Here is a 21296-nt window from a genome sequence, read left to right as displayed (position 1 = left end):
CGACACAGGCGCGGCTTGTAGAAACGCGACAGCGTGGCTGGGTGGACCCCTATGCCGGGCTTGAGGCCTTCGACTTCACCCGGCAGGCGCCGCCGCCCGGCCTCGCGGCGTTCGTGGACCACTTCTGGGTCGTCACCTGGACGGATCTGGCCGAGCCGTACGAGCAGGTCATCGTCTCCCATCCCACCGTGAACCTGAACATCGCCCCCGGCCACTGCCGGATCGCCGGCGTCATCAAGGGCGGTTTCTCCTACACGATGCGCGGAAGTGGTCGCGTGCTCGGCGTCCGCTTCCGCCCCGGCGGCTTCCGCACGTTCCTCGGCGCCCCCGTCTCCGAGCTGACCGGCCGTTTCGTGGAAATCAGCGACATGTACGGCGAGGCGGGCACGGCCCTTTCCGAGCGGGTACTGGGCGATCCCGAGGCGCGGACGGCGATCACCCGGGTCGAGACGTTCCTGCTGGGCCTGGCCCCGCGCGAGGACCCGCTGGCGGAGGAGGCGGCGGCGCTGGTGGCCCTGGCGGAGGCCGAGGTGCCCATGGTCAGGGTGGAGCAGCTGGCCGCCCGGTCGGGCCGGTCGATGCGGTCGTTGCAGCGGCTGTTCCGGGACTATGTGGGGATCGGCCCGAAGTGGGTGATCCGCCGGTTCCGGCTGCACGAGGCGGCGGAGCGGATCTACCAGGGCCTCGACCTGGCCACGCTGGCGGCCGAGCTTGGCTACACCGACCAAGCCCACCTGACCCGCGACTTCACGGCCGCGGTCGGCATGACTCCTGCGGCCTACGCTCGTCGCAGATCTTGATCTACAAAGTAAAGGCGGGCGGTTGGTTCAGAGAGTCATATAACCATCGCAAACAGCCTCCGACGGGGAAGGGGAGGTCGGCTTGCGAGTGACCGCGGGCTGGATCGTGCCCCGCTCCAGCTCGTCGGTCCTGTCGCCTCCCGATGTCAGGAGTCGGCCAGGCGGTCGGCGAGGTTGAGGATGCGGCGGGCCCTGGCGAGTACCGGGGCGTCGACGAAGCGGCCGTCGGGCAGGGCGAAGGCGGCCTGGCCGGTTTCTGTGGCTGCTCGCACGATTTCGGCGGCGCGGGCGGTTTCCTCGGGGGTGGGGCGGAAGGCTCGGCGGATCGCGGGGATCTGGCGGGGGTGGATGGCGGTGCGGCCGAACATGCCCAGGGCGCGGCCGGCCGTACAGGAGGCTATGAGGCCTTGTTCGTCGCTGATGTCGGGGTAGACCGACATCGGGACGGGGGGCAGGCCTGCGGCGGCGGCGGCGAGGATGACCTGCAGGCGCAAGTGGTCCAGGGCGGCTGGGGAGGTGATGGAGAGTTCGGCGGTCAGGTCTTGCTCGCCGAGTGCCGCTCCGACGACTTGGGGGTGGGCGGTGATGGCGGCGGCGTTGAGGATGCCGGCGGCGGATTCGAGCAGGGCGTAGGCGGGGACGTCGAGGGTGTCCAGGGTGATGGTGGATTCGACTTTGGGCAGGCGGACGGCGCTGAGGCCGAGTGCGCCGGTGAGGGCGGCGAGGTCGTCGCGGCCGCGTGGGGTGGTGAGGTCGTTGATGCGGACCTGGATGGGGATGCCGGGGTTGGTGTGGAGGTAGTCGAGGGCGTTGGCGCGGGCTTGGTCTTTGTGGTCGGGCGCGACGGCGTCTTCTAGGTCGATGATGATCTCGTCGGCGCCGGAGGTGGCGGCTTTGGCGAAGCGTTCTGGGCGGTCTCCGGGGACGTAGAGCCAGGTGACGGTCATGCGATCACTCCGGCTTGGCGCAGGGTGGTGATCTGTTCCGGGGTGTAGTGGAGTTCGGTGAGGATGGCGTCGGTGTCGTGGCCTAGGGGGCGGCCGGGCCAGCGGATTTCGCCGGGGGTCTCGGACATGCGGAACATGACGTTTTGCATGGTCACGGTGCCGAGTTCGGGGTCGGGGAGGTCGACGAAGGTGTTGAGGGCGGCGTATTGGGGGTCTTCCGCGATGTCGGATATTTCGTAGATGGGGGCGATGGCGGCTTGGGCGTTCTCGAAGGCGGTGATGACTTCGTCGGCGTCGCGGGCGGCGATCCAGGTGGCGACGGCGTCGTCGAGTTCTTCGACGTGCTGGACGCGGCCGGCGCCGCTGGCGAACCAGGGTTCGGCGACGAGGTCGGGGCGGCCGACGAGGGTCACGACGCGTTCGGCGACGGGTTGGGCGCTGGTGGAGATGGCGAGCCAGCGGCCGTCGCGGGTGCGGTAGGTGTTGCGTGGGGCGTTGCTGCTGGAGCGGTTGCCGGTGCGTTGGGGGGTGATGCCGAGGGCTTTGTAGGCGCTCATTTGTGGGCCGAGGATGCCGAGGATGGGTTCGATGATGGCCATGTCGACGATCTGGCCTCGGCCGGTGCGTTCGCGGCTGTGGAGGGCGACCATGACGGCGTAGGACATGGCCAGGCCGGCGATTCCGTCGGCGAGGGCGAGTGGCGGGAGTGTGGGCGGGCCGTCGGGCTGGCCGGTCATGGCGGCGAAGCCGCTCATGGCTTCGGCGAGTGTGCCGAATCCGGGTTGGCTGGACATGGGGCCGAACTGTCCGAATCCGGTCATGCGGGCGATGATGAGCCGGGGGTTGGCGTTCAGGAGGTCTTGGGGGTCGAGTCCCCAGCGTTCGAGGGTGCCGGGGCGGAAGTTCTCGATGAGGACGTCGGCGTTCTCGGCGAGTTGCCGGATGATCTGCTGTCCTTCTGGGCGGGACAGGTCGACGGCGGCGTTGCGTTTGTTGCGTGACAGGGTTTTCCACCACAGGCCGACGCCGTCGACGGCGGCGCCGTGGCCGCGTGAGGGGTCGCCGCGCCGTGGGTGTTCGATTTTGATGACGTCGGCGCCGAAGTCGCCCAGCATCATGGCGGCGGAGGGTCCGGCGAACAGGGTCGCCATATCGATTACCCGAAGGTCGGGCAGGCTTGTCATGATGATGTAACTTATAAGAAATAAGTCATACGTCAACCCGCGCGACTCCGAAATACGGAACAATCACGGACATGCCGCCTACGCCGCCGATGAGTAAGGCTGATTACGTCTACAGCGTGCTGCTGGACGACATCCGCAGCGCGCGCATCCCGGGGGGCACCGCCCTGCGCGCCGCCGCGGTGGCCGAGCGCCTCGGCGTCTCCGTCACGCCCGTGCGCGAGGCGCTGCGCCGTCTGGAGAAGGACCGGCTGATCAGCTACGAGCCGCATCACGGCGCGACCGTCATCGACATGGGGGCGGACGCGCTGGAGGAGTTCTACGGGGTGCGTGCGGTGGTGGAGGGGCTGGGGGCGCGGCTGGCCGCCGGCCGGATCACGCCCGAGCATCTGGTGGGGTTGGACGCGTTGCATGCCGAGATGGTCGCTGACCTGGGCGCGGGTGCGCTGGCGGGGTTGGGGGAGAAGTCGCGGGCGTTTCACCTGTCGATCGCCGACATCGGGGGGCCTGCGTTTTTGGGGCAGCATGCTCGGGCGATTCGTAATAGTGTGCCGGTTCCGGCGGCGGCTTCGTTGTGGCTGGATCCGGTGCAGGCGCGAGCCAACCTTGACGCGCACGAGCACATTCTGGCGGCGTTGCGGGCCGCGGACGGCGACCTGGCCGAGAAGATCATGATCGATCATGTACGGCAGGCGGGCGTGTCCCGGGCATCGTGACCGGGGCGTGGAGCCGGGTGTCGTGACCGGGGTTGGCGGCGTCCGACGGAACGTCGCTGCCGTTCCTGCTGGGCTGTGTGGGCGCGGCCATCCCGTCGGTGAACCCACCCGCGCCGTTGCCGTCCGGCGTGCCGCCGCTGCTGGCCATGGGCACCTGGGCTGACGCGCCGGCCACGTTCAGAAGCGTGGCTTCGGTCCCGGCAGCTCCACAGCCCTGCAACCCGACACCGGCCACGAGATCTACGTCACCGGCTCCGCCTGCGCCCGCCAGCACGCCGACACCTACTTCACCACCGGAACCCTCCCCCCACCCAACACCACCTGCACCCTTAACCCGCACACCCTGGCGGCTCGTCGGGGTCCGCCATGATGCGGGCGCTGGCACCAGGAGCACCTGCCGCTTCCCGGCCGGCGTGCCCCGGACTGCTTCCCGGCCGGCGTGCCCCGGACTGCTTCCCGGCCGGCGTGCCCCGGACTGCTTCCCGGTCCGCGTGTCCCGGTCCGCGTGTGTCGGGCTGGTGGCTTGTTGTGTCGGGGGCGGTGCGTCCTGGGGTGGGTTGCCGGTGGTGATTGCGAGTGCTGGGCTGCCGGGTGGCTGGGGTTCTGGGCGGCCGGGGGTTCTGGTGGGTTGGGGGAGGGGTTATGTGTTGGTGAGGATGAGGTCGAGGGCGGGGCGGACGGTGGAGGCGGGGGTGTCGTCGGCTACTTCGAGGAGGGCGGCGCGCCAGGCGGCGGTGAGGATGGGGGCGGCGCTTCTCAGGTGGTTCTCCAGCAGGGTGCGTAGGAGTTCGGTGATGGGGTCTTTTCGTGGCTCGGGGGGTTGTTCGGCCAGGATGCGGCAGGTGCCGAAGTGGACGGCGGTGTCGAAGGCGACCAGCAGGGCCGCACGGATGGGGGTGGGGGAGGCGGCGGCTGCTCCGTGCATGCGGTCGATGACGCGTTGTTCGAAGTCGTCGCGGATGACGCCGTAGAGGCCGAGTTTGGAGCCGAAGTGGTGGTAGAGGGCGCCGGTGGTGACGCTTGCCTTGGCGGCCAGGTCGGTGACGTTGACGGCGTCGTAGCCGTCGCGTTCGAAGCGGTGGAGTCCGGCTTCGATGAGCCGTGCTTTCGCTGAGCCAGGTACCGGGATGGATGGGCGCACCACGCCATCGTAATTGATTGACGCGTACACGTAAACGGATTATGTTCGAGCGTATGAAGCTTATCTTTCTTTATCAGCCGGTCACCGACCTGCAGGAGTCGGTGGCGTTCTACCGCGACGTGCTGGGGCTCGACGAGTCGTGGCGGGAGGGGGAGTCGACGGTGGCGTTCCACCTGCCCGGGACCGAGGTTGAGCTGATGCTCGACGTCCCGCCCGGCGAGGGGCCGGAGTGGGGGAGGGGCGGCGGCTTCATGGTCGACAGCGTCGACGCCTACATCGCCGCCCATCCCGGCCTGAAGTGGGTGGGGGAGGTGCTGGAGCTGCCCGACGGCAAGAGCGCGGCGTTCCTGGACCCGGCGGGCAACCCCATCCACCTGTTCGACCAGAGCACGGCGGGGCCGCAGTAGTTCTTACGCTTTCGGCTCCTGCTGGATGCGTACCAGGTTGCCCGACGGGTCGCGCAGGGCGCAGTCGCGGGGGCCCCAGGGTTGTTCGATGGGCTCCTGCAGGATCTCGGCTCCGGAGGCGCGGGCGTTCTCGAAGGTTTTGTCGAGGTCGTCGGCGCGCAGGACGATCATGGGCATGACGCCCTTGGTGAGGAGCTCCTGGATGGCATCGCCGTCGGCCTGGGAGCGGCCCGCGTGTGGTTCCGACAGGACGATCTCGGTGCCGGCCTGGCCGGGGGTGCCGAGGGTGACCCAGCGGAATCCGCCGGAGGCGACGTCGTTGCGTACCTCGAAGGCGAGGGCGTCGCGGTAGAAGGCGAGGGCTTCGTCGACGTCGTTGACGGTGACGTGGCAGTACTGAAGGGCGATGGTCATGCCGCCCACGTTAGGCGGCGGCCTCGCGTTTGGCTTCTTCGTTCCTGCTCGGCGCGTCGCGGGTGGGCCGGGTGCGCATCCGGGCCACGCATGGGGGCATCGCGGTCACGGCGCTGTGTTCGCGGGCTCGGTAGGCGCTCGGCGTCTCTCCGAGCAGTTCGGTGAAGCGGGAGCTGAAGGAGCCGAGTGAGGTACAGCCGACGGCCATGCAGGCGTCGGTGACGCTGACGCCGGCGCGCAGCATGGCCATGGCCCGCTCGATGCGGCGGGTCATGAGGTAGCTGTAGGGCGTCTCGCCGTAGGCGGCTCGGAACTGGCGGGCGAAGTGGGCCGGTGACATGAGCGCGTGGCGTGCCATCGTGGGCACGTCCAGGGGGCGCGCGTATTCGCGGTCGATCAGATCCCGCGCCCGCCGCAGGTGCGCGAGGTTGGCCAGGTCTTGCGGGGTCATGCGGGCAGCGTAGCACCGGCGGCTGACAAAGTGCCCCTGACCTGCGCTCGGGCTCGGTCCTGGGCGGGGGCTGTGCCGGGGGCGCTGGCGCCGGTAGTCTCGTCGCGTCCTGCGAGTCACCTCCCACGCGTCACACCCTCCGAGTCGAGTCACACCCTCCGAGTCGAGTCACACCCTCCGAGTCGCGCCCTACGAGTCGGCCTCCGACGAGTCGTGCCCTCCCATAAATCGCCCCCACAAGCCGCCCCTCGAGTCGTCCTCTCCAGTCGTCCTCTTGAGCGGCGCCGGCCTGACGGTGAAACCCCCATGACGCTGCCCCGCCTGCTTCCCTCCGCTTACCGGCCGGTGCTGGCCAACCGGGTGTTCCGGCGGCTGATCGGCGGGTTCGCCGTGTCGTATCTCGGGGACGGGATGAGCTTCGTGGCGGTGGCGTGGCTGGCGATGGAGCTGGCGCCGCCGGCCAGTGCGGGGTTGTGGATCGGCGGTGCGGTGGCGGCGTACACGCTGCCGGGGGTGGTGGGGGCGCTGGTGCTGGGGCGCTGGCTGCGCCGGGTGCCGGCGCGGCGGTTGCTGCTGGCCGACAATGTGGTGCGCGGGGTGTTTCTCGGGGTGGTGCCGCTGGCGTGGCTGGCGGGGGTGCTGACGCCGCCGTTGTACGTGGTGCTGCTGGCGGTGTCCTCGTTGTTGCACGCGTGGGGCAATGCGGGCAAGTACACGTTGCTGGCGGAGTTGCTGCCGCAGAAGCAGCGGCTGGCGGGCAACACGGTGGTCAGTTCGCTGAGTTTCGCGGCCACGATCGCCGGGCCGGCGGTCGCCGGGGTGCTGGTGACGTATGTGAGTTCGGCGCTGGTGCTCGGCTTGGACGCGCTGACGTATGTTTTCCTGGCGGTGGTCGTGGCACGTACCCGGCTGCCGAGGGCGGGGGAGGTCTCGCCGGTCGACAAGGCGGCGCGGGGCGGGCTGGCGTTGCTGCGTTCGCATCCGGAGTTGCTGGGGCTGCTGACGCTGACCTGGTTCTTCAATCTGCTCTATGGCCCGGTGGAGGTGGCGCTGCCGTTGCACGTGACCCGGGATCTGGGGGCGCCGGGCACGCTGCTGGGTCTGTACTGGATGTTGTTCGGCATCGGGGCGGTGGTGGGCGGGCTGGCGGTGGGGGCGCTGCGGCGGTTGCCGTTGTGGCCGGTGACGGTGGTGATCGTGGCCGGGTGGGGGGTGTTGCTGCTGCCGTTCGGGTTCGACGTGCCGGTGGCGGTGACGGTGGCGTGTTTCACGCTGGGCGGCGTGGTTTATGGGCCGTTCGTGGCGCTGTCGGTGACGCTGATGCACACGGCTTCGCCGCCGGAGCATCTGGCGGCGATGCTGGCGGCGCGCAGCGCGGTGCTGCTGACCGCCTCGCCGCTGGGCACCGCGCTGGGCGGTCCGCTGACGACCGCGTTGGGGCCGAGGGTGACGCTGGCGGGCTCCGGGCTGGTCACGGTGGCGCTGGGGGTGGTCGCGTGTGTGTTGTTGCTGGCCCGGCGCGCGGCTTTGACCAGACCAAGCAGGAATGAAGAAGCATCCGGTACGGCCCCGCCCTTAGCGTGACCCCCGGGGCCCCTGCGCCAGCAAAACCAGACGTACCACCTAAAACTGCTTAAATCTACACGGCGGCCCGAACAGGACCCCGAGTACAGTTCACGCGCACACGATGGAGACACGATGCCGCACGCTGCCGACTCTCACGACCTGATCCGCGTGCACGGCGCGCGCGTCAACAACCTCAAGGACGTCAGCGTCGAGATCCCCAAGCGCCGCCTGACGGTGTTCACGGGCGTGTCGGGGTCGGGTAAGAGTTCGCTGGTGTTCAACACGATCGCCGCCGAGTCGCAGCGGATGATCAACGAGACCTACAGCGCGTTCGTGCAGGGGTTCATGCCGACGATGGCGCGGCCGGAGGCCGACGTGCTCGACGGGCTGACCACCGCGATCATCGTCGACCAGCAGCGGATGGGCGCCGACGCCCGCTCGACCGTGGGCACCGCCACCGACGCCAGCGCGATGCTGCGCATCCTGTTCAGCCGGCTCGGGCAGCCGCACATCGGCTCGCCGCAGGCCTTCTCCTTCAACGTGGCCTCGATCAGCGGGGCGGGCGCGGTCACGCTGGAGCGCGGCGGGAACACGGTCAAGGAGCGGCGTGACTTCAGCATCACCGGCGGCATGTGCCTGCGCTGCGAGGGCCGGGGCAAGGTCTCCGACATCGATCTGACCCAGCTGTATGACGACTCCAAGTCGATCTCGGAGGGCGCGTTCACGATCCCCGGCTGGAAGTCCGACAGCTTCTGGACGGTACGGATCTACGCCGAGTCGGGCTTCGTGGACCCGAACAAGCCGATCCGTGACTTCACCAAGCGGGAGATGCAGGCCTTCTTGTACAAGGAGGCGACGAAGGTCAAGGTCGACGGCGGCAACTACACTTACGAGGGGCTGATCCCGAAGATCCAGAAGTCGTTCCTGTCGAAGGACCGTGAGGCGATGCAGCCGCACATCCGGGCTTTCGTGGACCGGGCGGTGACCTTCGCCTCCTGTCCCGAGTGCGGTGGCACGCGGCTGAGTGATCTGGCGCGCTCCTCGCGGATCAAGGGCATGAACATCGCCGAGGCGTGCGCGATGCAGATCAGCGACCTGGCCGAGTGGGTGCGCGGGCTGGACGAGCCGACGGTGGCGCCGCTGCTGGCCAAGCTGCTGCACACGCTGGAGTCGTTCGTGGAGATCGGGCTGGGCTACCTGTCGCTGGAACGGCCGGCGGGCACGCTGTCGGGCGGCGAGGCGCAGCGCGTGAAGATGATCCGCCACCTCGGCTCCTCCCTGACCGACGTCACCTACATCTTCGACGAGCCGACCATCGGCCTGCACCCGCACGACATCCAGCGGATGAACGAGTTGCTGCTGCGCCTGCGCGACAAGGGCAACACGGTGCTGGTGGTGGAGCACAAGCCGGAGGCGATCGCGATCGCCGACCACGTCATCGACCTGGGCCCCGGAGCCGGTACGGCCGGCGGCACCATCTGCTACGAGGGCGGCATCGAGGGCCTGCGCGCGGCCGGCACGATCACCGGCCGCCACCTGGACGACCGGGCCCGGCTGAAGGACTCCACCCGCACGCCGAAGGGCAAGCTGGAGATCCGCGGCGCCACCCGCCACAACCTGCAGGACGTCGACGTCGACATCCCGCTCGGCGTCCTGTGCGTGGTCACGGGCGTGGCGGGTTCGGGCAAGAGCTCGCTGCTGCACGGCTCGATCCCGGCCTCGGCGGGCGTCGTCTCGGTCGACCAGGCCCCGGTACGCGGCTCGCGCCGCAGCAACCCGGCCACCTACACCGGGCTGCTGGAGCCGATCCGCAAGGCGTTCGCGAAGGCCAACGGCGTCAAGCCGGCCCTGTTCAGCGCCAACTCCGAGGGCGCCTGCCCCAACTGCAACGGCTCCGGCGTCATCTACGTCGACCTGGGCATGATGGCCGGCGTCGACACCCCGTGCGAGGAGTGCGAGGGCAAGCGTTTCCAGGCTTCGGTGCTGGAGTACCACTTCGGTGGCCGCGACATCAGCCAGGTGCTGGCGATGCCGGTGACCGAGGCCCTGGAGTTCTTCGGCGCGGGCGAGGCGAGCACCCCGGCGGCGCACGCGATCCTCGGCCGGTTGGCCGACGTCGGGCTCGGCTACCTGAGCCTGGGCCAGCCGCTCAACACACTGTCGGGCGGGGAGCGGCAGCGGCTCAAGCTGGCCACGCACATGGCCGACAAGGGCGGCGTCTACCTGCTGGACGAGCCGACCACGGGCCTGCACCTGGCCGACGTCGAGCAGATGCTCGGCCTGCTGGACCGGCTGGTCGACTCGGGCAAGTCGGTGATCGTCATCGAGCATCACCAGGCGGTCATGGCGCACGCCGACTGGATCATCGACCTCGGTCCCGGCGCCGGGCACGACGGCGGGCGGGTCGTGTTCGAGGGCACCCCGGCCGACCTGGTCGCCGGCCGTTCCACGCTGACCGGCGAGCACCTGGCCGCCTACGTCGGCGGCTGAGCGGCCCCGTAGCGGCGCAGGAAGGTCTCCACGCCGTCGGTGATCAGCCGGTCGGCCAGGTCCGGGCGCAGGGCGGCGCCGATGGAGCCGGTGATCAGGTGGGGGTAGACGGTCAGGCTGAAGAACTGCAGGACGGCCAGCTCGACATCGGCGATGTCGAGCTGGCCGCGCGCGCCCAGGTCGCCGAACAGCGCGCCCAGGTCGTGGGCGGAGCGGGCCGGGCCGCGTTCCCGGTAGGCCTGGGCGAGTTCGGGGAAGCGGCGCAGCTCGCCGGTGACGAGGTTGCGCAGCGCCATCCGGGACGGGTCGGTGGCGGCGCTCACCAGGGCGCGGGCGGTGTGCAGCAGCGCCTGGCGCACGTCGCCGGTCTCGGCCAGGAGGGTCCTGACCTGCGCCATGGTGGCGTGCGCCTCGCCCATGGCCAGGCCGATGACCTCGGTGAACAGCTCTTCCTTGCTGCCGAAGTGGTTGTAGACGGTCACCTTGGACACCCCGGCGCGGGCGGCGATGAGGTCCATGCCGGCGTCGAAGCCGTCGCGGGTGAACATCTCGCGCGCGGCGGCCACGATGGCCTGCCGGTTGCGTTCGGCGCGCTTGCCCGTCGGCGGCGCCGTCCTGGTGCTGTCTTTGCCCACGTCCCGCATCCTACCTCTAACTGAACCCTTGAGTACAGGAGTATCTGTCCTGTACAGTTCAGTTCAGTTATCGAGGAGGGGAAGCCGTGAACGAGATCTGGCCCGTGGTCCACGCCGAACGCCAGGCGCTGATCCGGGACCTGGAGGGCGTCCCCGCCGAGCGGTGGGCCACGCCGTCCCTGTGTCCCGGCTGGGACGTCCACGACGTCCTGGCCCACCTCATCGACGACGCCAGGACCACCCCGGTCTCCTTCCTGTTGCGCCTGGCCGCGGCCCGCTTCGACTTCGACCGCTACAACCAGGCTGGGCTGGCCCGCGAGCGCGCCGCCGACCCGCGCGACACCCTCGCCGCCTTCCGCGCCGTCAGCCACCGCACCACGGGCGCCCCGGCGCCGAAGGCCACCCGGCTGGTGGAGGCGTTCGTGCACGCAGAGGACATCCGCCGCCCGCTCGGCCTCACCCGCGACTACCCGCCCGAGGCCGTCGCCGCCGCGCTGCGCTACCAGCTGCGCACCAGCGTCGGGCAGGGCGGCGGCCGGCAGCGGGCCGAGGGCCTGCGCCTGATCGCCACCGACACCGGCCTCGATGCCGGCGACGGCCCGCAGGTGCGCGGCAGCGCCCTGGCGCTGCTGCTGGCCGTCTCCGGCCGCCCCACCCGAACCGACGAGCTGAGCGGGCCCGGCGTCCCGGCCCTGACCCACGACGGAGGAACCCACCATGGCTGACATCGACACCACCTTCACCGCCCCGGTCGTCGCCGACTCCAACAGCGGCTGGCCCTGCGTCCAGATGCCCGGCTCGGCCGGCTTCTTCGGCACCGGCAAGGCCGTCAAGGTCGCCGGCACCGTGGACGGCCACGCCTACGAGGCGACCCTGCTGCCGATCGGCGGCGGCACCCACATGATGCCGCTGCGCGCACCCTTCCGGAAGATCATCGGCAAGGGGCTCGGCGACGAGGTGACCGTGCGCCTGACCCGCCGCCTGTCCTGAAGGGGCCACAGCATTGTGCCTTGCCCGGCACGCCGCGCGGGGGAGACCATCCGTCATGAAACGTTCCGTCATCGGTGCGCTGCTCGTCGCGGGCATGATCGTGATAACCCCCGCCGGCGCGTCGGCCGACCCCACGTGGGGATCGCCCGACTGCTCCGTGGTCCCCCGGCTCTGCCTGGACGCCTACCGGCCGGGCTACATCGGCCAGATCCACGTGCGCGTCTACCGCGCCAACACCGGCGGCGACGTCTGGTATCTGGTGAACGGCTCCACCACCTGGCACTGGGCACTCGGGAAGTACGCCGACGCCTCGGGCTATTTCACCGGATCTTTCACGGTGCCGCAGTGCGCGTACTCCAAAGTCTGGGTGAAGGCCACCGACTGGGCCGGCGTGCACTCCGACGCGGACTTCGTCTACGCGATCTGCTGAAGGGGCGCGTGACGCGTATCACCCACGGGAGGCGTCACGTCCGGCCGCCCTGTTTCGTCAGGTTTACGAGACGAGACGAGGGGGCTCCCATGCGCCTGCTGCCGGCCAAAGGCCGTACCTTCCAGTTCTCCCACTGGACCTTCATGTTCGCCGAGATCGCCATCTGGTCGTTCGTCGTCCTGCTGGTCACCGGGGCGTTCCTCATGGTGTTCTTCGACCCCAGCACCTCGCGCGTGCTGTACGACGGCGTCTACACCCCGCTGAGCGGCATTCCGGTCAGCAAGGCGTTCGACTCGACGATGCACCTGAGCCTGGAGGTGCGCGGCGGCCTGCTCGTGCGCCAGGTGCACCACTGGGCGGCGCTGGTGTTCGCGGCCGCCGTGGCGCTGCAGCTGCTGCGCATGTTCGTCACCGGCGCCTTCCGCCACCCGCGCACCGCGCAGTGGCTGATCTGGGTGACGCTGCTGCCGCTGGCTATGGCGGCCGGCGAGACCGGGCACATCCTGCCCGACGACATGCTCTCGGGCGGCAGCCTGTGGCTGATCAAGTCGGTGCTGCAGTCGATCCCCGTCGTCGGCTCCTACGGCATGTACCTGCTGTTCGGCGCCGAGTTCCCGGGTGAGAACGTCATCACCGTCCTGTACTGGGGGCACGTCCTGGTGATCCCCGCCGTCATGATCGCGCTGCTGGCCGTGCGCGCCCGGCTGCTGCGCCGTAACGGCCACACCCGCTTCGCCGACGCGGCCCCCGGCCGCCGCCGCGCGCGCCCGATCATGGCGGTGACGACCGTCGGCGTGCTGCTCGTGCTCGGGCTGGCCTTCCAGGTCGCCCCCATCTGGCTGTACGGCCCCGCCAACCCCACCCACGTGTCGGCCGGATCGGTGCCCGACTGGTACATGGGCTTCCTGGACGGCGCCCTGCGGCTCATGCCCGCCTGGGAGGCGACCGTCTTCGGCTACACCTTGAGCCTCGCGGTCCTGGTGCCCACCCTGGTCGTGCCCGGCGTCTTCTTCACCGTCCTGGCCGGCTACCCCCTGCTGGAGCGGCGGCTGGCCGAACGCCGTACCCGGCGCGACGCCGAAGGCCGCCCCAAGACCCGCGGCCGCATCAGGAGGGCCAGGGCCCGGCACGACATCCTGCAGCGCCCCCGCGAGGCCGCGGTGCGCACCGCGCTGGCCGCCGCCGGCGTCACCTTCTACGGCCTGCTGTGGGCCGCCGCCTCCAACGACCAGCTCGCCCACCGGTTCCAGCTGTCGCTCGAAGCGGTGACGGTCGCCTTCCAGGTCGCCGTCGTGGCCGGCCCGGTCCTCGCCTTCGTCCTGACGCGCTGGATCTGCCTGGCGCTGCAGCAGGGCGATCGGCGCCTGGTCGCGCACGGTGTGGAGACCGGGATCATCACCCGTTCGGCCGACGGCGGCTTCCATGGCGGGACCAGCCACCAGGAGCGTGTGCCGCTGGGCCGCTAGCGTTCGGGGGGCGGCGCGAGGGCGGCCAGCAGATGCTCGCGAAACAGGCGGGCCGCCTGCGACAGGTAGGCCCGCTCCCGCCAGATGAGCCGCTGGACGCGCTCGCTGCCGGGCGCGTCCAGGTGCAGCAGCACGAGCGGCGGCCCCGCCGGGTTGGCGGCCGACCAGGCCGGGACGAAGCCGATGCCGAACCCGGCGCTGATCAGCTCGACGACGGCGTAGGCCTCGTTGGCCTCGCACGCGTACACCGGCTCCATGCCCGCCGCCGCGAACAGCCGCTCGATCATCTCGCGCTGCCAGTGGCCGGGGGGAGTGGTCGCGACGCGCTCCCCGCGCAGATCGTCCATCGTGGCGTGCGTGCGCCCGGCCAGCCGGTGCCCCGGCGACACCGCCAGCAGCACCTCCTCGGCGGCGAACACCCGCTCCCCGAACCCGGCCCCCTCCAGCGGCTGCGAGGTCAGGCAGAGGTCGACCTCGCCCTCGCGCAGCCGGAGCGCCATCGTGTCGACGTCGGACTGATACAGCCGCACGCCGACCCCGGGATGGGCGGCGATGAAGCTCTTGACCGGCTCGACCAGCATGATCAGTGTCTCCGATGCCACCGACACGCTGCCCCGGGCCAGGCCCGCGGCGTCGGCCAGCTCGCGCCGCCCGTCGTCCAGCTCGCCCAGCGCCCGGTCCACCCGCCGCAGGAACGCCGCGCCGAACCGGTTGAGCCGTACCCGCCGCCCCTGCCGGTCGAACAGCGGCACCCCGAGGTCGGCTTCGAGACGGGCGATCGTACGGCTGAGCGACGGCTGGGCCACCCGCAGCTCCTCGGCGGCCCGGCTGATGTGCTCGTGCCGCGCCACGGCCTGGAAGTAACGCAACGGCAGCAAATCCATTATGCCTCGAAAGCTATCAACTGATGGATATTTCGGTCTTGAACAGCATATGCCGAGGTTGCCTACGGTCGGCGGCGTGGAACTCTTGGATCTGGCCCGTCTCCAGTTCGCCCTCACCACGGGCGTGCACTGGCTGTTCGTCATCCTCACGCTCGGCCTCGTCCCGATCGTCGCCGTCATGCACACCTCGGCGGTACGCGCCCGCGACCCGGACACCCGGGCCGCCCGCGAGCGGATGACCCGGTTCTGGGGCCAGCTCTATGTGATCAACTACGCGCTGGGGATCGCGACCGGGCTGGTCATGGAGTTCCAGTTCGGCCTGAACTGGAGCGGGCTGAGCAAGTTCACCGGCAACGTCTTCGGCGCGCCGCTGGCCCTGGAGACGCTCATCGCCTTCTTCGCCGAGTCCACCTTCCTCGGCATGTGGATCTTCGGGTGGGGGCGGCTGCGGCCCTGGCTGCACGCGAGCATGATCTGGCTGGTGACGCTGACCGCCTACGCCTCGGCGTACTGGGTGCTGGTCGCCAACGGCTTCATGCAGGCGCCCACCGGCCACGTCATCCGTGACGGCGTGGCCTACCTCACCGACTTCGCCGCCCTGCTGACCAACCCCAGCGCGCTGGTCGCGCTCGGCCACGTCATCGCGGCGGCGCTGCTGACCGGCGGCCTGTTCGTCGCCGGGATCAGCGCCCACCACCTGCTGCGCGGCCGGGGAGAGTTCCGGAGCCCGCTGCGTAAGGGCGTCCTGGTGGCGGCCGTGGCGAGCCTGGCCGTCTACGTCGTCGGCGCCCTGCAGTACCCGCTGCTGGCCACGACGCAGCCGATGAAGCTCGGCATGCTGTCCGGCGGCGCGGGCGTGGCGCGGGCGCAGCGCGCCATGGAGGCCGCCCACGGCCCCGGCGACTACATCCCGCCGCACTGGGCGGTGTGGGGCCAGTACGTGATGCTCTGGCTCGGCTACGTCCTGGGCCTCATCGCGCTGTTCGCCGTCATCATCGCCTTCCGGGACGGTCTGGCCCGCCGCAGGAGCGTCGCCGTCCTGGTCACCCTGCTGGCCGCGCTGCCGGCCGGGGAGTTCGCCGGCGGCATCGCCTTCGGCGAGGCGGGCCCCCACCGGCTGCCCATCTACGCCGCCCTCGCGCTGCTCATGGGCGCCGCCCTGATCCACGGCGGCCGCCTCACCCGCCCGCTGCACCGGGTGCTGATGGTCGCGATCCCGCTGCCGTTCCTGGCCTCGGTGGGCGGCTGGGTCCTGCGCGAGACCGGCCGCCAGCCGTGGATCGTCTACGGCGAGCTCACCACCGCCCAGGCCCTGTCGCCCGGCGTCGGATACGGCGCGATGCTCACCTCACTGCTCAGCTTCGCGCTCGTGCTGGGCGCGCTCGCCGTGACCGACTGGACGCTGATCATCCGGTACGCCCGCCGCGGCCCCCACGCCGCCCACCTCGGGCAGCCGGCCGAAACGCGCCCCACCTTCTGAGAGGAACGGCTCCATGGACATTCTCTGGCTGGCGATCCTGGGCTTCCTGCTCACCGGATCCTTCATCCTCGGTGGCTACGACTACGGCGTACAACTCGCCCTGCCCTTCACCACACGTGAGGAGAGCAGCCGGCGTCAGGCCCTCGCCGCCCTCGGCCCGTTCTTCTTCGGCAACGAGGTCTGGCTGATCGGCGCCGCGGGCGTGCTGTTCGGCGCCTTCCCCTTCCTCGAAGGGACCCTGCTGTCGGGCGCCTACCCGCTGATCGTGGCGCTGCTGCTCGGCCTGGTCGCCGGGAAGAGCGCGGTCCAGCTGCGCGGCCGGACCGGCGGCGCTGCGGGCAGGCGGGTGTGGGACGTGCTGCTCACCGCCGGCGGGCTCATCCCCGCGATGGCGCTCGGCATGCTGATCGGGCTGCTGCTGACCGGCGTCCCGCTGCGCGGCGGCCACAGCTTCACCCTGTCGGCGGGTGAGGTCCTGCATCCCTTCGTGCTGCTGTGCGGGCTCACCACCGTCCTGCTCTTCGCCGCGCACGGCGGCGCCTTCCTCGCTTTGCGCGCGGTCGGGCAGGTGGCCGCCCGCGGCGCCGCCTTCGCCCGGCGGGCGGCGGCGTGGGCGGCGCTCGCGGCGGTGGTGACGGCCGCCGCCGGACTGACGCTCGGCATCCGGCCGATCAACGCGGTGCCGATCAACGCGGCGCCGGCCGTCGTGGCGGCGATCGCCCTTCCGGTCCTGCTGACGGGGGCCCGCGCGGCCCTGGCCGCCGCCCGGCCCGGCCTCGCCTTCGCCGCCACGTCGGCCGCCGCCGGGCTGCCGGTCGTGTCCACGGGCCTGGCCAACTATCCGTACCTGCTGGTCTCCTCCGTCACGCCGGGCGCCGGACTGACGCTGGCGGAGTCGGCCGCCGACGGCGCGACGCTGCAGATGCTGACCGGGTTCGGCGTCGTGATCGTGCCGGTCATCCTCGGCTATCAGTTCTTCCTGTGGTGGGCCTTCCGCGGCCGTGTCGCCCGGCCCGACTACTTCTGACCCCGAGGGCTCGCTTCTGCCGGGGCCGGATGGTATTCAGTGGGATCTGCACGAAGATCCGACTGTTGCGGAAAGGTCCCCATGACCGGCCCCTTCGCCGGCCGTACCATCGACGGCCTCGCCCAGGACCTGCGCCGGGCGCGCACCACGTCGGCCGAGCTCACCGAGCTGGCCCTGGACGCGATCGCCGGGCCCGGCGCCAAGCTCAACGCGTTCGTCGCCGTCGATGCCGACGGTGCCCGCGCCGCCGCGCGGCGGGCGGATGCCGAACGGGCCGCCGGAACCGACCGCGGGCCGCTGCACGGCGTGCCCGTCGCGGTGAAGGACCTCATCGGCGTCGCCGGGCTGCCGCTCACCATGGGATCGCGGCACTTCGCCACCCACCGCGCGCGGGCCGACGCCGCCTGCGTGACGCGGCTGCGCGCGGCCGGGGCGGTCATCGTGGGCACGACCACCACCCACGAGTTCGCCTACGGTCCCACCGGCGACGTGTCGGCCACCGGCCCCGTGCGCAACCCCCACGACCCGGCGCGGATGACCGGCGGCTCCAGCGCCGGCAGCGCGGCCGCGGTGGCCGCGGGCCTGGTGCCGCTCGCGCTCGGCACCGACACCGGCGGATCGGTCCGCATCCCGGCCGCGTTGTGCGGGGTGGCGGGGTTCAAGCCCGCCTACGGCGCGATCCCGGCCGGCGGCGTCTTCCCGCTGGCCCGCTCCTTCGACCACGTCGGCGTCCTGGCCGCCTCGGCACACGACTGCCTGCTCGCCTACCGCTGCCTGACCTCTCACGCAGCAGAGGGCGGGCGGGCAAGGGCCGCGCGCGTGGCCTGGCTCGACCCTTCCGATCTGTCCGCGCTCGATCCGCAGGTGGTACGGCTGGCCCGCACGGCAGCCGGAGACCCGCAGGAGATCGGCTGGCCGGAAGGCCTCGCCCACGCCCTGCGCGAGACCTACGCCGCCATGCACAGCTGCGAGGCGGCCGCCGTGCACGCCGAACGCCTGGCCGAAGCGCCCGACCTGTACGAACCCGAGACCCTCGAGCGCCTGCACGGAGCCGTGGAGATGCCCGGCTGGCGCTACGTCCAGGCGATGGACGCCCGAGCGGGCCTGGCCGCGGCCGCCGACGCGCTGTTCGAGCACCACGACGTGCTGGCCCTGCCGACCGTGCCCATCACCGCCCCGCTCATCGGACAGCGCGAAACCGACATCGACGGCGGCCCGGCCCCCGTCCGCGCCACCCTCCTGGCCCTGACCAGCCCATGGAACGTGCTCGGCCTGCCCGCCCTGTCACTCCCGGCCGGCACGGCCGAGGGCCTGCCCGCAGGCCTGCAACTCATCTGCCGCCCAGGCGACGAGGAACTGCTCTTCCAGGCGCTCGATTGAGGCGTCCGTTCAGCCGATGGCATACCCCCAGCGAGTCCTCAGCCGATCGTGCGCGCCGCCCAGAAGGATGACGGGTGTCGATCCACCAACGATGAGGAGCCGATGATGTCGACGCGCATGACGACGGACGAGCGGGAGAGCTTCCTGGGCGGTACGCACATCGGGGTGCTGAGCGTGGCCGACGCCGGCGGCGCCGGCCCGATGGCGGTGCCCATCTGGTACGGCTACGAGCCCGGCGGCGAGCTCACCTTCGCCACCAGCCCGGACAGCCGCAAGATGGCCCAGATCCGGGCCGCCGGACGGGTGACGTTCACCGTGCAGCAGGAGGAGATGCCCTACAAGTACGTGACGATCGAGGGGCCGGTGGTCGGTTACGAGCCGGTCGATCTGCAGGAGTACCGCCGCTGGTCGATCCGGTATCTGGGGGATGAGGCGGGGGAGCGGTTCTTCACCTCGGCCGAGGGATTCATCCGTTCGATGCAGACCGTCCGGGTACGCCCCGAGCGCTGGCTCACCTACGACTGGGGCAAGGAGTTCACCGGCTGAATTGACGAAATATGTAGACCGGTCTAGTTTGAGCGGCATGGGACACAAGGGAGCCGAGACGCGCGAGCGCCTGCTGGACGCGACGCAGGGCCTGGTCGAGGCCGCCGGATACTTCGGCGCCGGGCTCAACCAGGTCATCGCGGTCAGCGGCGCCCCCCGCGGCTCGCTCTACTTCCACTTCCCCGGCGGCAAGGACCAGCTGGTCGCCGAGTCGGTACGGCGAGCCGGCCGGGAGATCGGCGAAGCCATGGAACGCCTGGCCGACACCGCCCCCACAGTGGCCGACTTCGCCGAAGGCATGCTGCGCCACCTGGGCGAGCGGCTGGAGGAGTCGGGCTGGAGCAAAGGCTGCCCGGTCGCCACCGTCGCGCTGGAGACGGCCGCCACCAGCGACCCGCTCCAGCAGGTGTGCTCGCAGGTCTACCGCTCATGGGAAGACGCGCTGCGCGCCCGGCTGGAAGGCCGCCCGGACGCCGACGACGTCGCGGTCACCGTCCTGGCGCTGGTGGAGGGCGCGCTCCTGCTGGCCAGGACCCATCGCGACCTGGAACCGCTGAACCGCGTCTCGCGCCAGATCGCCGTTCTTCTGCGCTGACCCCGCCCGCCGTGGCGGACTCTTTTTCTGCCCACAAAATATGTAGATCGATCTATTTAGGGAGTCCCTGTGGACGCGATCGTCTTCGGCGCGAGCGGCTTCATCGGCCGCCACCTGGTCGCCGAACTGCTGGCACGGGGGCAACGGGTGGCCGCCGCCGTACGCGAGGACACCCTCACCGCGTGGCTGGACGCCCGCGGCGTCGAGACGGGCGGGCTGAGCGTCGTCACCGCCGACATCACGCGCCCCCTCGCCGCACTGCCCGCGGCGCGCGACGTCTACAACACCGCCGGGCGCTACGCCTTCGGCCTCACCAGGCAGGACGCGCGGGCGGCCAACGTCAGCGGCGCGCTCCACGTGCTCGAATGGGCCGCCACTCTGCCGGAACTGCGCCGCCTCGTGCACGTCAGCGGGTACCGGGTGAGCGGGGCGAGCGGGCCGCCGGACTACGCGGCGCTCGGCGCGTACGAGGCGTCGAAGATCGAAGGCGACCTCGCCGTACGCGCCCGGGCGGCCGAGCTCGGCGTGCCGCTGACCATCGCCAACCCCAGCGCCGTGATCGGGCCCGGCCAATACATCGGCCCGGCCACCCTCGTGCGGGACCTGTGGAACGGCAGACTGCCCGCGCTGCCCGGCGGCCCCGACACCTTCGTGCCGGTCGTCGAGGCCGGCTACTTCGCGCGCTTCCTGGCCGAGGTCCCGGCCGGGCCCGCGGGTGAGCACTACTGGGTGCTCGACGACGCCACCCCGCCCCTGCCCGAGCTGATCGGCCTGATCGCCGCCCACCTCGGAGTGAGGGCGCCCCGGCGCTCCATTCCCGCCGGGCTGCTACGCCGCCTGCCGCGCGCGGTGACCGGAGCCGACCCCGAGACGCTGTCGTTCCTGTCGGCCGAGCGCTATCCGACGGCTTCGGCTCATGCGTTCGCCGCACGGGTTGGACTGAAGCCGCCGCCGGTCGAAGACGTGGTGCGCGCCTGGGCCGACGGCCTGGTGGGCACCCGCTTCGGCGCCGCGCCGCCCGCGCTGAGCCCCCACGGGTTCCACGACGTCGCGGGCAGCCGCACCTGGCTCGCCGGGGAACGGCACCGGCCCGCGTACGTCCTGCTGCACGGGCTGCCCATGAACGCCGACCTCTGGGCGCCGCCGGCCGCGCACCTCGACGGCCCGATCCTGGCCCCCGACCTGCCCGGCCTGGGCCGCTCGGCGCCCGCCGCGTCGACGGACGCCTGGATGGAGGGCCTGATGGGCCCGGTGCGCACCCGTCCCGTGCTGGTCGCGCACTCCCTGGCCGGCGGGCCCGCCCTGCGCTTCGCCGCCGCGCACCCGGAGCGCGTCGGCGGGCTCGTCCTCATCGCCCCGGCCTTCCTGCAGGGACCGGCCGCCCGGATCACCCGTTCGAGCCTGGCGGTAGGGAAGCTGCGCCGAATGTCGGCCACCCAGCTCGCCGGGACGCTCGGTGTTCCCGACGGGCCGGCGGTGGCGAGCGCCGCGGCGGACCTGCACCGGCCCGGGGTGGCGCGCCGGGTGATCGCGGCACTGCGCACGGCCTTCGCCGAACGCGAGCACTCCCGGGCCCTGCTCGAACGGGTGGGTGTTCCGGTCCAGATCGTGACGGGCGCGGCCGACCCGCTCACCACGACGCCCGGACATCCGGTGACCGAGATCGCCGGCGCCGGTCACTACCCGCAGCTCACGCACCCGATCGAGGTGGCGCAGGCGGTGCCCCGGCCGGCACGGCGCTGAGGCGACG

At 71.3% G+C, this 21296-nt stretch carries 23 protein-coding genes; 16 read left to right on the top strand and 7 right to left on the bottom strand.

The genetic code is table 11. The annotated features are described in order from the left end of the window. The first annotated feature begins 41 nt into the window (after positions 1-41). The gene (locus HNR40_RS57300) at positions 42-800 is read left to right on the top strand and encodes a helix-turn-helix domain-containing protein (protein ID WP_184964433.1); all 759 of its coding nucleotides are present in this window, start codon (positions 42-44) and stop codon (positions 798-800) included. Between the two features lie 146 nt (positions 801-946). On the opposite strand, the gene HNR40_RS22500 is transcribed toward HNR40_RS57300, so the two are convergent. Next, positions 947-1747: an HpcH/HpaI aldolase/citrate lyase family protein gene (locus tag HNR40_RS22500; RefSeq protein WP_184964431.1), complete on the bottom strand. Its 801-nt coding sequence runs from the start codon at positions 1745-1747 to the stop codon at positions 947-949. Beyond that, entirely contained in the window at positions 1744-2931 is a 1188-nt protein-coding gene (locus HNR40_RS22495) for a CaiB/BaiF CoA transferase family protein (protein WP_184964429.1), read from the bottom strand. Before HNR40_RS22495 ends, HNR40_RS22500 begins: the two co-directional genes overlap by 4 nt. 71 nt (positions 2932-3002) lie before the next feature. Here HNR40_RS22495 and HNR40_RS22490 point away from each other — a divergent pair, with 71 nt between their 5' ends. Then, entirely contained in the window at positions 3003-3644 is a 642-nt protein-coding gene (locus tag HNR40_RS22490; protein WP_246509376.1) for a GntR family transcriptional regulator, read from the top strand. 214 nt (positions 3645-3858) lie between these two features. Next, positions 3859-4014 carry an alpha/beta hydrolase gene (locus tag HNR40_RS57870; RefSeq protein WP_184965318.1) on the top strand — a complete coding sequence of 52 codons (156 nt, stop codon included), beginning with the start codon at positions 3859-3861 and terminating at the stop codon, positions 4012-4014. A 270-nt stretch (positions 4015-4284) separates the two neighbouring features. Here HNR40_RS57870 and HNR40_RS22480 read toward each other — a convergent pair whose 3' ends face one another. Further along, entirely contained in the window at positions 4285-4785 is a 501-nt protein-coding gene (locus HNR40_RS22480; protein ID WP_184964428.1) for a TetR/AcrR family transcriptional regulator, read from the bottom strand. A gap of 53 nt (positions 4786-4838) precedes the next feature. Here HNR40_RS22480 and HNR40_RS22475 point away from each other — a divergent pair, with 53 nt between their 5' ends. Continuing rightward, positions 4839-5192, top strand: a complete 354-nt coding sequence (locus tag HNR40_RS22475) for a VOC family protein (protein ID WP_184964425.1) — start codon at positions 4839-4841, stop codon at positions 5190-5192. 3 nt (positions 5193-5195) lie between these two features. Here the strand turns inward: HNR40_RS22475 and HNR40_RS22470 are convergent, their stop codons facing one another. Together HNR40_RS22470 and HNR40_RS22465 are read right to left on the bottom strand one after the other, a co-directional pair. Beyond that, positions 5196-5606, bottom strand: coding sequence for a VOC family protein (locus HNR40_RS22470; protein ID WP_184964423.1), 411 nt, complete (start codon positions 5604-5606; stop codon positions 5196-5198). A 10-nt stretch (positions 5607-5616) separates the two neighbouring features. After that, on the bottom strand, positions 5617-6057 hold the full coding sequence (locus tag HNR40_RS22465) for a helix-turn-helix transcriptional regulator (RefSeq protein ID WP_184964421.1): 441 nt from the start codon (positions 6055-6057) through the stop codon (positions 5617-5619). Positions 6058-6363: 306 nt separating this feature from the next. Between HNR40_RS22465 and HNR40_RS22460 the strand changes: the two genes are divergently transcribed. Further along, positions 6364-7641 (top strand): MFS transporter, encoded by a 1278-nt coding sequence (locus HNR40_RS22460; RefSeq protein WP_184964419.1) that lies wholly within the window; start codon positions 6364-6366, stop codon positions 7639-7641. A gap of 114 nt (positions 7642-7755) precedes the next feature. Then, positions 7756-10113 (top strand): ATP-binding cassette domain-containing protein, encoded by a 2358-nt coding sequence (locus HNR40_RS22455; RefSeq protein WP_184964417.1) that lies wholly within the window; start codon positions 7756-7758, stop codon positions 10111-10113. On the opposite strand, the gene HNR40_RS22450 is transcribed toward HNR40_RS22455, so the two are convergent. Next, a complete protein-coding gene (locus tag HNR40_RS22450) occupies positions 10098-10748 on the bottom strand; it encodes a TetR/AcrR family transcriptional regulator (RefSeq protein ID WP_221340720.1) in 651 nt (216 codons plus the stop codon). The genes HNR40_RS22455 and HNR40_RS22450 overlap by 16 nt on opposite strands. An 86-nt stretch (positions 10749-10834) precedes the next feature. Here HNR40_RS22450 and HNR40_RS22445 point away from each other — a divergent pair, with 86 nt between their 5' ends. The 4 genes from HNR40_RS22445 (at position 10835) to HNR40_RS22430 (ending at position 13634) form a co-directional block, all read left to right on the top strand. Continuing rightward, a complete protein-coding gene (locus tag HNR40_RS22445; RefSeq protein ID WP_184964413.1) occupies positions 10835-11473 on the top strand; it encodes a maleylpyruvate isomerase family mycothiol-dependent enzyme in 639 nt (212 codons plus the stop codon). Then, on the top strand, positions 11466-11738 hold the full coding sequence (locus tag HNR40_RS22440) for a DUF1905 domain-containing protein (RefSeq protein WP_184964411.1): 273 nt from the start codon (positions 11466-11468) through the stop codon (positions 11736-11738). Before HNR40_RS22445 ends, HNR40_RS22440 begins: the two co-directional genes overlap by 8 nt. A 55-nt stretch (positions 11739-11793) precedes the next feature. After that, the gene (locus tag HNR40_RS22435) at positions 11794-12168 is read left to right on the top strand and encodes a hypothetical protein (protein WP_184964409.1); all 375 of its coding nucleotides are present in this window, start codon (positions 11794-11796) and stop codon (positions 12166-12168) included. A gap of 89 nt (positions 12169-12257) precedes the next feature. Continuing rightward, positions 12258-13634: a cytochrome b gene (locus HNR40_RS22430; protein ID WP_184964407.1), complete on the top strand. Its 1377-nt coding sequence runs from the start codon at positions 12258-12260 to the stop codon at positions 13632-13634. On the opposite strand, the gene HNR40_RS22425 is transcribed toward HNR40_RS22430, so the two are convergent. Then, complete coding sequence (locus HNR40_RS22425; protein ID WP_184964405.1) at positions 13631-14518, bottom strand: LysR family transcriptional regulator; 888 nt, start codon at positions 14516-14518, stop codon at positions 13631-13633. The genes HNR40_RS22430 and HNR40_RS22425 overlap by 4 nt on opposite strands. 76 nt (positions 14519-14594) lie before the next feature. Between HNR40_RS22425 and HNR40_RS22420 the strand changes: the two genes are divergently transcribed. The 6 genes from HNR40_RS22420 to HNR40_RS57295 all read left to right on the top strand — a co-directional run bounded on the left by HNR40_RS22420 (position 14595) and on the right by HNR40_RS57295 (position 21289). Beyond that, a complete protein-coding gene (locus HNR40_RS22420; RefSeq protein ID WP_184964403.1) occupies positions 14595-15998 on the top strand; it encodes a cytochrome ubiquinol oxidase subunit I in 1404 nt (467 codons plus the stop codon). 13 nt (positions 15999-16011) lie between these two features. Beyond that, a complete protein-coding gene (cydB, locus tag HNR40_RS22415) occupies positions 16012-17025 on the top strand; it encodes a cytochrome d ubiquinol oxidase subunit II (protein ID WP_184964401.1) in 1014 nt (337 codons plus the stop codon). Between the two features lie 81 nt (positions 17026-17106). Further along, positions 17107-18405, top strand: coding sequence for an amidase (locus tag HNR40_RS22410; RefSeq protein ID WP_184964399.1), 1299 nt, complete (start codon positions 17107-17109; stop codon positions 18403-18405). A 102-nt stretch (positions 18406-18507) separates the two neighbouring features. Continuing rightward, positions 18508-18951 (top strand): pyridoxamine 5'-phosphate oxidase family protein, encoded by a 444-nt coding sequence (locus HNR40_RS22405; protein ID WP_221340718.1) that lies wholly within the window; start codon positions 18508-18510, stop codon positions 18949-18951. A 37-nt stretch (positions 18952-18988) separates the two neighbouring features. Then, entirely contained in the window at positions 18989-19546 is a 558-nt protein-coding gene (locus HNR40_RS22400; RefSeq protein WP_184964397.1) for a TetR/AcrR family transcriptional regulator, read from the top strand. Between the two features lie 69 nt (positions 19547-19615). Further along, positions 19616-21289: an alpha/beta fold hydrolase gene (locus HNR40_RS57295; protein WP_184964395.1), complete on the top strand. Its 1674-nt coding sequence runs from the start codon at positions 19616-19618 to the stop codon at positions 21287-21289. Positions 21290-21296 lie beyond the last annotated feature (7 nt).

The sequence above is a fragment of the Nonomuraea endophytica genome, from assembly GCF_014203235.1.
Taxonomy (GTDB): Bacteria; Actinomycetota; Actinomycetes; order Streptosporangiales; family Streptosporangiaceae; genus Nonomuraea; species Nonomuraea endophytica.
The sequence above is the reverse complement of the archived record's forward strand: the minus strand, read 5'-3'. Positions and strand labels throughout refer to the sequence as shown.

What these genes read in the sequence shown, in the direction of transcription:
- HNR40_RS22500 (WP_184964431.1), bottom strand. Translation starts at nt 1,747, where the DNA reads ATGACCGTCACCTGGCTCTACGTCCCCGGAGACCGCCCAGAACGCTTC.
- HNR40_RS22495 (WP_184964429.1), bottom strand. Translation starts at nt 2,931, where the DNA reads ATGACAAGCCTGCCCGACCTTCGGGTAATCGATATGGCGACCCTGTTC.
- HNR40_RS22490 (WP_246509376.1), top strand. Translation starts at nt 3,003, where the DNA reads ATGCCGCCTACGCCGCCGATGAGTAAGGCTGATTACGTCTACAGCGTG.
- HNR40_RS22475 (WP_184964425.1), top strand. Translation starts at nt 4,839, where the DNA reads ATGAAGCTTATCTTTCTTTATCAGCCGGTCACCGACCTGCAGGAGTCG.
- HNR40_RS22470 (WP_184964423.1), bottom strand. Translation starts at nt 5,606, where the DNA reads ATGACCATCGCCCTTCAGTACTGCCACGTCACCGTCAACGACGTCGAC.
- HNR40_RS22465 (WP_184964421.1), bottom strand. Translation starts at nt 6,057, where the DNA reads ATGACCCCGCAAGACCTGGCCAACCTCGCGCACCTGCGGCGGGCGCGG.
- HNR40_RS22460 (WP_184964419.1), top strand. Translation starts at nt 6,364, where the DNA reads ATGACGCTGCCCCGCCTGCTTCCCTCCGCTTACCGGCCGGTGCTGGCC.
- HNR40_RS22455 (WP_184964417.1), top strand. Translation starts at nt 7,756, where the DNA reads ATGCCGCACGCTGCCGACTCTCACGACCTGATCCGCGTGCACGGCGCG.
- HNR40_RS22440 (WP_184964411.1), top strand. Translation starts at nt 11,466, where the DNA reads ATGGCTGACATCGACACCACCTTCACCGCCCCGGTCGTCGCCGACTCC.
- HNR40_RS22435 (WP_184964409.1), top strand. Translation starts at nt 11,794, where the DNA reads ATGAAACGTTCCGTCATCGGTGCGCTGCTCGTCGCGGGCATGATCGTG.
- HNR40_RS22430 (WP_184964407.1), top strand. Translation starts at nt 12,258, where the DNA reads ATGCGCCTGCTGCCGGCCAAAGGCCGTACCTTCCAGTTCTCCCACTGG.
- HNR40_RS22425 (WP_184964405.1), bottom strand. Translation starts at nt 14,518, where the DNA reads ATGGATTTGCTGCCGTTGCGTTACTTCCAGGCCGTGGCGCGGCACGAG.
- cydB (WP_184964401.1), top strand. Translation starts at nt 16,012, where the DNA reads ATGGACATTCTCTGGCTGGCGATCCTGGGCTTCCTGCTCACCGGATCC.
- HNR40_RS22410 (WP_184964399.1), top strand. Translation starts at nt 17,107, where the DNA reads ATGACCGGCCCCTTCGCCGGCCGTACCATCGACGGCCTCGCCCAGGAC.
- HNR40_RS22405 (WP_221340718.1), top strand. Translation starts at nt 18,508, where the DNA reads ATGATGTCGACGCGCATGACGACGGACGAGCGGGAGAGCTTCCTGGGC.
- HNR40_RS22400 (WP_184964397.1), top strand. Translation starts at nt 18,989, where the DNA reads ATGGGACACAAGGGAGCCGAGACGCGCGAGCGCCTGCTGGACGCGACG.